We start from the raw sequence: 9,828 nt of genomic DNA, 5'->3' as shown, positions 1-9,828 counted from the left end.
TGTAACTCATTAAAAAACAACTCAATGAAAGAAGACGCTTACGATATAACAAAATAAATCAATAATCAAGTAATAAAAACCTGAAAAAATAACATTATTTTCGTGGTCCAAAAATTGAAAAAACGTGAAAAAAACATTACTTATACTTCTATTTTTATTTATTTCCATTCAGATACATTCACAGCGAAAAAACAACCAATCAGGAAAACATCACGAAACTCTTCTTTCCAAAAAAATTGAAGACTTACATGGAGTTCTATTAACCGATTCAGTACAAAGGAGTTTATTTTTCCAAAAAAGAGCAAAGGAATTACGTTTAAACAATTCAAAAAAAGCAAATTTAGTTGCGGCGCACCTATGCAGTAACAGTAATTTTGAAGAATTCGAAACGCAATCCGGGACAAATGTTTTAAAGAACTTTCTGTACACCACAGCAGATCCGTACAATCCTACGCAATGTGTTACACCAATTACAACGGCAAATCAATATATTCCTCAATATGACCCGGCCGCCCCTATATTGATGGCTGGTACAGTTCCATCAAATTATATAGACGAGTTCATTGGTGATATTGCTGCTTCAGATCAGTTTGCACTTAAAATCAATCATAAGGAGTCCGGTATCACTTCCGGTATTGTCCAAGGCAAACGTTTCAAAACCAACAATGAAAACGAACTCCTTTTCAATTATAAAGTGGTTTTACAGAGTATTGAAGAATCAGGACATACTGACGAGCAACCTTTTTTTAAAGCCCGAATAATTCGCAATAACGGTACAGTGGTTGACGAATTCTGTCTTATTGGAGATCCTGACAATTGTATCTTCACACAAGCTCCTAATTTCGAGGCTGGAAGTATTGTGCTGTACACCCAAAACTGGCAGTCGGGAAGTCTGGATATTTCATCAATTCCCAACAACGAAGAATTTACTGTTGAATTTACGGCAGCGCGTTGTGGTTTAGGCGGACATTTTGGTTACGCCTATCTTGAAGATTTGTGTTCACGACTTTCTAATGAAAATTTACAGGGAAGCATTGAACTAGATCCGCTTTATAAAATTTGTCCGACTTTACCACTTTCTGTTTGCGGACGTTTTACTATTCCTAATTCCGGTGGAGTTGCCGCGAATGTTGACAGCATTACGCTGAACGTTTATAATGATTCCAATGTAATTATTTACACCACAAGCACTACAACCTCACTTGATTTAAACAATAAAACTTTTTGTTTTCAAATCGACACAAGCAATCTGCCTAACATTACAACCGGAAATTATAATGTAGGCGTAACTATAAATTATGGACTAACGCAGACTAACTGTTCAGGCGCTAACTTCACTTCGGCTACAGACAGTGATGCCAATCCGGGTTGGGATATTGCATTTATGAACTGTACTGCCAATTGTAATTTCACTTTACAAACCGGAACGCTCAAAATGTGTGACACAAATGATGACGGAAAAGAATTTTTCAATCTGACTACTATTGATCCGCAATTAATTGGGGCACAAACAGGATTAACGTTGGCCTATTTCACTTCCGTCTCGGATGCCACAAATAACACCAATCCTATTGTTAATTTCAACAATTATGAAAGTTACACTTCAACGCTTTTCGCAAGAATAACTTCGGCAGATCCAAATTGTTTTAAAATAATTGCTTTTAGCCTTACCGTTAAAAACCCGGCGGCAAGAATTTCCGGAATCCTGAATGTTTGCAATGGAAGTACCACATTAACCGCTTCTCCAGGAGTGTCCTACTTATGGTCGAATGGAGCCACTACTCAAAGTACGTCGATAACAACCAACGGAACCCATAGTGTTTCTGTAACGGATGCTGACGGTTGCACAGCAGAAGCTTCAGTAAACATCATTCCTACCAACGTCGCCGTTTCACCAACCATCGCGGTTACACAGCCAACTTGTTTTGTAAATACAGGCACCATTCAGGTAACTTCTCCCGCTGCAGAATTCAGTTTTGACGGAGGCACCACATGGACAACAAATCCAACACTTTCAAATGTAGCTATAGGATCTTACAATATAAAAATCAAAACAATCAACAATTGTTATTCATACAATAGTTTGATTAACATCGTTCCTTTCGAATCCCCCTATCCTCATTACAGCAGCACCAATCCAACTAGCTGTGACGGAACAGGGAGTATCACCATCACAACAGTTGCGGCAGAATACAGTTTTGATGACGGTGTAACCTGGACGACAAATAATACGGCCTCTAATTTACCATTGGGTATTTATTTAATCCGAACTCGTGATGCAAACGGATGTATATCTGACTTCAACAATATCGTTTTAAGTGGCGAATTTTTACCTTCTCCCACCTATACATTTACTGCTCCGTATTGTTCGAATCCCGGAAGCATCACTATTACTCTCCCTGGAGATGAATTCAGTATAGACGGAGGAACAACATGGCAAACCTCTAATACGTTTGACAATCTTACGCCGGGCAGTTATGTAATTAAAGTACGAACTGCGCAAGGTTGTACTTCTCCAAATGTTTATGTTTATCTAACAAGATTTGAAAACACTTCGCCATCATACACTATTGACGAAGCCGGATGTGACAAATATGCCACTTTAACCATAACAACAACCGGAGATTATTACAGTTTCGATGGTGGAGCCACCTGGACAACCAATAACATATTAAGTAATTTAAATGGTGGTGCAAGTATAGCCATAAAAGTAAAAAAGGATCCAAACTGTGTGACTTATACAACGACGGCACATATCAACTCACAATATCACCCACTTCCTAGCCTAACGAGTTATGAAACCTTAATTTGCGACAATCAAAATAATGGAGATGAAAGGGTTAATTTGACGAACTTCAATTCAAATTTTATTGCAAATACAACCAATTGCACTTTTAAATACTATTTAACGGAAAATGGTGCCCAAACCCAGGATGTTTCAGAATTAATCACTAATGACACATCATACCTTCTCAATGAAGTTCAAAAAACACTTTATGTCCTGGTAACAGACGGTTTTGGTTGCTCAAATGTCACTCATTTAGATTTGACACTTATACGGACACCTGTCATTACCATTAAAGATTTTTACTATTTATGTGAACATTATTCTGTTTCTGTTACCGAGAATGCCCATTTTGACAGTTATTTATGGTCAAACGGAGCGACAACCCGCACAACAACTTTCACACAACCGGGTATTTACACATTAACCGTTACGGAAAATCATGGCCTGGTAACCTGCTCAACAACAAAAACTTTTGAAATAATTTTGTCCAACCCGGCAACAATTACGCATATTAATTTTAATGATTGGACTGTTGACGAGAATTTTATAGAAGTTATTGTTAACGGACTGGGCGAATACGAATACTCATTAGACAACATCAATTATCAGGACAGTAATATTTTCGACGATTTACATTGGGGAGAACACACTGTTTATGTAAGAGATAAACACGGATGTGGTACGGTAATCCATTATGTTTACTTATTGATTTATCCTAAATATTTCACTCCTAACGGAGATGGGTACAACGATTTTTGGAGAATTAAATTCTCTGAAAATGAACCTAACATCAAAATTCATATTTTTGATCGTTATGGCAAAGCTCTGAAAGAAATGGAAGCTAATTCACCGGGTTGGGATGGTACTTATTCTGGAGTACCACTTCCTTCCACAGATTATTGGTTCGTGGTAAAACGACAAAACGGCAAGGAATACAGGGGCCATTTCACTTTAAAACGATAAGGATAATATATTAAGGCAGTGTTAAACCGATTTTCCCTACATTTATTTTTGTTACTTTAGCAGAAATAAAACTTTGACTATGCCAACCGACTGTATCAGTTATCAGAATTCAGGATATTTTTCAAAACTCATTGTTGATTATTTGAATGAAGATGCTGAAGTACAGTCGTTTTACCATCGTTTCCCGACTTTGGAAAATTTCGGGCTTCAGGCTGCTGAAAAGGCAAACCGTTTTTCCGATGTACACCGAACTGTATTGGTTACTGCATTGGAAGAACAATATTCCGGTTTTACGATTTCGGAGGCGACCAAAGCAAGTATTGAGTTATTAAAGGACAATAAAACGCTGACTATAACTACCGGCCATCAGTTGAATCTGTTTACCGGTCCCCTTTATTTTCTCTATAAAATTGTCTCGGCCATTAATTTGTCCAAACAATTAAAAACATCTTATCCGGAATACAATTTCGTACCGGTTTATTGGATGGCTACGGAAGATCACGATTTTGAAGAAATCAACTATTTTCACTTCGGAGAAAAAAAAATCCAGTGGAACCGCGAAAGCAAAGGACCTGTTGGCAGACTTTCCACGGAAGGTCTTACAGCTATTTTCGAAGCGTTTTCAAAGGAATTAGGGGTTGGTGACAATGCATCCTATTTAAGGGAATTATTCAAAAATGCCTATTTGTCGCATTCCAACTTAACGGATGCTACCCGTTATCTGGCCAATGAGCTTTTTAAGGATCAAGGCCTGGTTATTGTCGACGGTGATGATGCCGAATTAAAAAAAATGTTCATCCCTTTTGTAAAAGAGGAATTGACCAAGCAGACTTCCTTTTCAAAAGTTACCGAAACAATTGCGAAACTCAAAGAGTATACGGTACAGGTAAATCCAAGGGAAATCAACTTATTTTACATTGAAGACACCTTGAGGGAACGTATTCTTTTTGAAGACGGAAAGTATAAAATCAACAACACCTCAATTACTTTTTCAAAAAGTGAGCTACTGAACAAACTGGAAAACAACCCTGAAAAGTTCAGCCCCAACGTAATTTTACGCCCTTTGTATCAGGAAGTGGTTCTTCCTAATATCTGTTATATTGGCGGAGGCGGAGAGTTAGCCTACTGGATGGAACTAAAATCCATGTTTGAAGCTAACGATATTTTGTTTCCGATACTTTTATTGCGTAATTCGGTTTTATTGGCCACGGAAAAGCAGTCGGTTAAAGCCGATAAATTAAACCTGCAATGGAGTCATTTATTCCGTAAGCAAGCCGAATTACTTAACCAAAAAACAGCCGAGTTTTCCAATTTCAATCTGGATTTTTCCGAACAAAAAGAATTCCTTAAACGTCAGTTTGAAAAACTGAACGATATCGCAGCAAATACAGACAAATCGTTTATAGGAGCAGTAAAAGCACAGGAAATCAAACAAATTAAAGGTTTGGAAAATCTGGAAAAAAGACTTTTAAAAGCCGAAAAAAGAAACCACAAGGATCAGTTACAACGTATAGCAGAACTTCAAAACGAACTTTTCCCAGGTCAAAGTCTTCAGGAACGAAAAGCCAATTTCTCCGAATTCTATCTTGAAAACGGTTCGGAACTTATTTTGAAAATTCTCGACAACCTTAATCCGCTTTCGAATACTTTCCAGATTATTACCTTATAATACTATAAGTTTTTTCTTTCGTTTATTGCATTTCATCGATTTTATCTACATAACACCTATATTTATAACAAAAAATAATAATATAGTTAAAAAATTGTTATTTTTGCACCCAAATTTAAAAACCAGAACTACCAAATGAAAAAGAATTACATTATCCTTAGTATGCTTGCGCTTGCACTTTTTTTATGTTCTTTTTACACTACCAGTGTTGTAAATCCTAAAATGGTTTTTGTAGAAGGTGGAAAATTTAAGATGCTGCCAAATGCTTTTGTAAAATCAGATACAAAAGAAAAGAAAGAAGATTACGAACTTACCGTTTCCTCATTTGAAATCAGTCAATATGAAATAACGGTTGCTAACTGGAGAGATTATACAGCTGCAAATAAAATTGCTATGCCTGCAAGGCCAAGTTGGGGATGGCATGACGACAACCCAATTACCAATATTACATGGAAACAGGCTATTCAGTACTGTAACTGGTTGAGCAGAGAAAACAACTTAAAACCGGCCTATACTAAAACCGGTGATAAATACACTTGTGATTTTAAAGCCAATGGATACCGTCTTCCAACCGATGCGGAATGGGTTTATGCTGCAAAAGGCGGAAATAAATCCAAAAACTACAAATATGCAGGTGGAAATGATTTGGAATCTGTAGCCTGGTATGCTAAAAACAGTGAAAAAGAGCCCCACTCTTTTGGAACAAAACTGCCAAACGAATTGGGAATTTTTGACATGAGTGGAAACGCTTGGGAATGGTGTTGGGATTTCTATAGCCCTATCCATTATAAGATTGACTCAAAAGTTGATCCTGTAGGCCCGGAAAGAGGTGAAAAAAGATGTGTTAGAGGTGGCTCATGGGATTCTAGCAAATTAGAATATCTTGACCCAACTTACCAATTGAACTGGAATCCAAATTCAACAAATGAATTCTTCGGATTAAGAATCGTAAGAACAGTTACAAAATAATTTTCTGTTAACAGAATTGTTTTTCAGTAATAAAACAGTAATTTTGCGCCCAAATTAAATAAAAAAACAAACAAAATGGCGACTAACAGAACTTTTACAATGATTAAGCCTGATGCTGTTGAAAAAGGACACATCGGTGGAATTTTAAATATGATTACTGAAGGTGGTTTCAGAATCGTTTCTATGAAACTAACGCAGTTAACTGTAGCTGATGCTCAGAAATTTTACGCTGTACACAGCGAAAGACCTTTCTACGGAGAATTAGTAGAATTCATGTCAAGAGGTCCAATTGTTGCTGCTATCTTGGAAAAAGATAATGCTGTAGAAGATTTCAGAACTTTAATCGGGGCTACAAACCCTGCTGAAGCTGCTGAAGGTACTATCCGTAAAAGATATGCTACTTCTATCGGTGAGAATGCAGTTCACGGTTCTGACAGTGATGAAAATGCTGGTATTGAATCAGATTTCCACTTTGCAGGAAGAGAGCAATTCTAATTTTTTTTCAGAAAATAGAACAAAGAGAAAAGAATAAAAGACTCTTAAAATAGAAAATCCCGGTTCAGACGAATCGGGATTTTTTGTTTAACCAAACTCTAATATCCTACGCTAATAGAAGTAAAAAAAAGATTGGAAAAAGAATTCCCGCTAAAGCAAGCTTCCAGCCCCTTTGTCTGAAAGTATTCTTTCCCGCTTTGATCATCATGGCTCCTGTTACGGCGATGGTTATAAGCGATAATCCAAAAATATCAGAATAATAGATCCACCAATTGGAAGTATTCTTATGCAGCTTCATCGCATGGCTTATAAGAGGCGTTTTCTTAAAGGAAATTATTTCCCCTTTTCCGGATTCCATCTCAATTTCCACATCGGTATTTTCATAAGAAAGTTTCAATTGGCCTTTCTTAATATTATGTCTGCGAAATTTGTCTTCCACCCCAAGTTCTTTACCCAAATTCTCGGCAAACTTCTCACTAATTTTGTCTTCCGAAGGAAGTTTTACTGTTACTGCTTTCGTTTCAACAGTATATTTTTCCGGATGCCAAATGTCTCTGTGGTTCATCAAAACACCTGAAAAAGCGAAGGAAATTATCAATCCTAAATAGAAATACCCAAAATCACGGTGAATGGTTCTGATGTTCTTGTCTCTTTTTTTCATCCTTACTAAAATTTATATTTTACAGTTGCTATCACCTGACGTGGTGCTATTGGATTCACACTGTAATTCTCATGAACCGTATAATTTAACTCGTTGGTAATATTGGAAAGTCGGCACAGGATTGAAAATTGTCTCCAGGCATATCCGGCAGATAAATCGATAGTAACATAACCGTCAAGCGGAATAGTTCGGTCGGGAACTGTCTGTCCAACAGTATTATTCCATCCGCCGATTCTTTCCCCGATATAATTGGCCATACTTCCTACTGAAAGTCCTTTGAATTTTCCATCCGGAATAGTATATAAAAGCCCCATAGTAGCTGTATTCGAAGGAGTTCTTACCAGTCGATCACCTTCAATGTAACTTCCTATCAAACCGCTTGTTTTGGTGTAACGCATATCATTATAACTGTACCCTGCGGTAATAATTAAACCATCAATTGGTCTGGCTGTCATGCCTACTTCAATTCCTTTACTTGTTGTTTCTCCATTTAAGGTTTTAACATTCGAATCGGTATTATTGGTTCCGTCTGCTTTAAATTCAGCCATTTGTGCCAAATTATTATTTACGATCTGATACAAAGTTACATTGGTTGATAAAATCCCTTTCCAAAACTCATTTTTAACCCCTACTTCAAATTGGTCAATGATTGATGGTTCCAGCGTATTATTGTAAATATCGAAACCTGAATTAGGTGTAAACGAATTAGCATAGCTCGCAAAAAGTGAAGTGTTCTTAATTGGTTGATATACCAACCCAACTTTCGGTGAAAAAGCGGCATCAATACGTTTTGCATCTTTTTTAGGATTTGGGTCATCTTCAGGTCCGTACTCAATAATATCGCCCGTTTTTTTCTCATTGTAGTTCGTTGCCTGAGATTCTTGCCAAGACCAACGCATACCGGCCAAAACTTTAATTTTGCTTGTTAAAGAAACTAAATCTTGCGCATAACCACCAAAACGGGTAGTTTCAGTTCTTACGATTTTTGAATTTCTTGAGCCTGGAATATCATACTGATTTTGATACGTTGACGGATCATATATATTTACAGTTCCGTTAGGGCCGTAGGGATTGGTTGCCGTATCAGGGTCGTAATTCGTCCTGTCAAAAACATAAGTATAAGCTTCAGCGAATGTGTAATCCCAATCCACTCCGGTAGACAACTGATGTTTTACCGTGCCTGTATTAAAGGTTCCCTGAAGATTAAATTGTTGTGCGCCAATAAACTCTTCATTGTTATTTTTACCTAATGGTCTTTTAAAATTTCCATCGGCATCCGGCTGAATACGCTCTGTACCTTCTGACGTTCTTCCATAATCCTGTAATGAAGTATTGGAACTGAATTTCCAGTTTTTACGAAATTTATAACTGATTTGCCCCGTAAAGGAAGCTTGAGTCGTTACCCCATTAGACCATGTTGCTCCCAAATAAGAGTTACGGGGTATATCAACTATTTCTCTTCCGATTGCTCCCGTACCAAAATCCGGTGTCCAATAATCCTTTAAATAATCCCCTTGCAATAAAATATAGGTTTTCGTTCCTGCTTTAAAGAGAAACGACGGATTTACATAAAAACGTTCTCTTTTTACAACATCCCTGAAACTTTCGGCATTTTCATAGGAACCTATGAATCGGTAGGCGATTGATGAATTCAACGGACCATAAAAGTCGACGGTTGGTTTGTAATAGCCATAGCTCCCCGCCTGAAACGAAACCGATCCTCCCCTGTTAAAAACAGGCGTCTTGGTAACCATATTAAGAATACCTCCGGGTGCAACGTTTCCGAATAACAAAGCAGAACTTCCCATAAGGGCTTCGACTTGCTCTAAAGAAGCCACTTCGGGCATTGATCCTGCAGTGTAACGGAAACCATTTTTAAACATATTGTTAGCCGTCATGTCATACCCTCTTGACCAAAACGATTCTTGAGCACCACCACGAGCCGATCCTACATATACCCCATTAATATTTTTAGTGACATCACTAAGTCGGGTAACTTGCTGTTGTTCCAGTGTTTTGCTACTGATTACCTGAACACTCTGTGGCAAATCAATCGCTTTGATACCTGCTTTACCATTGGCTAACGTTCGATTTATCACACTACCCGACACGATTACTTCAGACAAAGTATTAGTGGCCTCGGTTAAAGTGATTTTTTGTACAACTGTAGTTTCCTTTGCTTTAACAGTCACATTAACCGTTGCATTTATAAATCCAACATGAGAAAAAATCAGGGTATACTTTCCGGGCTTTACATTTGGAATACTGAAAGTACCTTCATGA

6 protein-coding genes are annotated in these 9,828 nt (G+C 37.5%); 4 read left to right on the top strand and 2 right to left on the bottom strand.

Going from position 1 to position 9,828, the window contains the following annotated elements:
• The first annotated feature begins 124 nt into the window (after positions 1-124).
• From VLB74_RS11825 to VLB74_RS11810, 4 genes are all read left to right on the top strand, one after another.
• On the top strand, positions 125-3,751 hold the full coding sequence (locus VLB74_RS11825; RefSeq protein ID WP_325203662.1) for a T9SS type B sorting domain-containing protein: 3,627 nt from the start codon (positions 125-127) through the stop codon (positions 3,749-3,751).
• A 79-nt stretch (positions 3,752-3,830) separates the two neighbouring features.
• Positions 3,831-5,420: a bacillithiol biosynthesis cysteine-adding enzyme BshC gene (bshC, locus tag VLB74_RS11820; protein ID WP_325203661.1), complete on the top strand. Its 1,590-nt coding sequence runs from the start codon at positions 3,831-3,833 to the stop codon at positions 5,418-5,420.
• A gap of 135 nt (positions 5,421-5,555) precedes the next feature.
• The gene (locus tag VLB74_RS11815) at positions 5,556-6,389 is read left to right on the top strand and encodes a formylglycine-generating enzyme family protein (RefSeq protein WP_325203660.1); all 834 of its coding nucleotides are present in this window, start codon (positions 5,556-5,558) and stop codon (positions 6,387-6,389) included.
• A gap of 75 nt (positions 6,390-6,464) precedes the next feature.
• Positions 6,465-6,884, top strand: coding sequence for a nucleoside-diphosphate kinase (locus VLB74_RS11810; RefSeq protein WP_325203659.1), 420 nt, complete (start codon positions 6,465-6,467; stop codon positions 6,882-6,884).
• A gap of 106 nt (positions 6,885-6,990) precedes the next feature.
• Here VLB74_RS11810 and VLB74_RS11805 read toward each other — a convergent pair whose 3' ends face one another.
• A complete protein-coding gene (locus tag VLB74_RS11805; RefSeq protein WP_325203658.1) occupies positions 6,991-7,545 on the bottom strand; it encodes a PepSY-associated TM helix domain-containing protein in 555 nt (184 codons plus the stop codon).
• A gap of 5 nt (positions 7,546-7,550) precedes the next feature.
• A partial coding sequence (locus tag VLB74_RS11800) for a TonB-dependent siderophore receptor (RefSeq protein ID WP_325203657.1) occupies positions 7,551-9,828 on the bottom strand: 2,278 nt, incomplete at its 5' end.

The organism is Flavobacterium sp., from assembly GCF_035456225.1.
Classification (GTDB): Bacteria; Bacteroidota; Bacteroidia; order Flavobacteriales; family Flavobacteriaceae; genus Flavobacterium.
Note: the sequence above shows the minus strand (reverse complement) of the source record. Positions and strands in the feature narration are given on the sequence as shown.